The sequence below is a fragment of the Aquibacillus salsiterrae genome (assembly GCF_028416595.1).
Taxonomy (GTDB): Bacteria; Bacillota; Bacilli; order Bacillales; family Amphibacillaceae; genus Aquibacillus_A; species Aquibacillus_A salsiterrae.
Window position 1 is genome coordinate 1 of sequence record NZ_JAMQKC010000056.1, and the last position, 1,632, is coordinate 1,632.

Sequence of the window (1,632 nt, forward strand, 5' to 3'; positions counted from 1 at the left end):
TTATCCTGAATTTCGAGCCTGTGGATAAATAAACTTATCAACAGGCTTGTTTTTAAGATTTTTGGTTATTATGTACATTTATGGGAATCTTAAATCAACCTTACTTGATTATTTTACGCAAAAGCCCATAACTCCCCCCTCCCCATTTAAGAGGCCCTAATGGAAATATTTAACTTGTAAATTATCATTCTAGTTGATGAATACGCTGTAGCATTTTCAGCCAACTATCAAACCGAGTAAATGTGTTGCTCATTTTTAGTTTCCATTGCCTGGCATGTGTCACTAAAATGGCTGGAATTTCCCAAAACGTTCGCCTAAATCGCGAAATAGTAAAAGACGAATACGCTTGTACACAGACCTCTTTACAAAACAAAATGTGGATATTATAAGCAATCATTTTCAACCATAAATCAGCGAAGTTCGCATAAAATTCTTCTCCAGAAACTTGGTCAGCTCCGAATCCATTTTTCGCCTCTTTTATGTAGTTTTCCATGCATGCGCGATGATTGTAAAATCGCCATATTTCATCCCCAGAGTCTGTCATGTTGGTAACTATCGCTTGGTACTCCCAAAGGAACTCTTCGCTTAGGTATGGCTCTTCAAAATCGGATGCTTCTGCCATTCTTATAAGAATGACACGGCGCGATCTTGACCAAGTTTGGGCACGGTGATCAATCTCTGTCCACTCAATAATTTTCGTACCTTCATATACGCGGCACCAATTCTTTTCTAAACCTTTTTTCACTAGGGATTTATATAGCTTCAACTTGCCTACGTAAAGAATTTCCTTTGAAATTCCGGTATCGGGATCACGGTATTCTTCGAAAAAACTCAAGTGTCTGTCATTTGGAAATCCCTTATCAAATCGGGCCATAATCGATGCATGTGGTGGAATGTGTTTTAACGCTTCGATAGCAGCTTCAACCATACCATCTGAGGTGTAAGCTTTGCCGTTTCGTAACTCCGCAAACAAACATAAGCGACTTATTCCTTCGAATACCAAAAGAGGATGGAGGCTCTTTTTCCCTGGATTGTGTGAATTGTAACCAACCTCAGCTCCCTGTTGATTCCCGTAAACGGTATTTACGGTGGAATCGAAGTCAAGAATAGCTCGATCTTGATCGACCAAAACACGCTCGGTTAAAGCTTGATTGGTGACTTCAAAGCCCGTTAAATCCTCCTCCGATTTAAATCGCTTCAGGTCATTATAATAGGTCGTATAGTCCGGTAATTTTCCCCACTTGAAGAACCGTTTTAACAGAGTTTCTTCTTCAATATCTTCAAAGTGAGAGATGCGCTCTAACCCAAGTAATCGTCCTAAAATAAGCGCTAAGGATACATCAGATAACGGGAAGGTTCCATTTTGTTTTTTCAACGAAAGGCTTGCCTCTAAGAGTCTTTTTATTTTGATTTTTTCAAGGTAGTCAAGAAGAGGTACAATACCTCCGTACGAAGTTGCATGTTCCAACGTTGGTTCGATAGAAATACTCCCAATACTCGTTTGAAATGTGTTATAATTATTCACCAAATGGTGCTCCTCTCTTTGGATTTTTTGGTTGTCGCAAACCCTATTATACCAAAGGTTGGAGTGCTTTTTTATTTTTTTTAAAGTTATTGCTTTCGAAATCTAGG

1 protein-coding gene is annotated in these 1,632 nt (G+C 39.0%); it reads right to left on the bottom strand.

Annotated features, from left to right (window positions below; all coding sequences use genetic code 11):
* Positions 1–184: 184 nt before the first annotated feature.
* A complete protein-coding gene (locus NC799_RS18220) occupies positions 185–1,525 on the bottom strand; it encodes an IS1380 family transposase (protein ID WP_272447853.1) in 1,341 nt (446 codons plus the stop codon).
* Between the last annotated feature and the right edge of the window lie 107 nt (positions 1,526–1,632).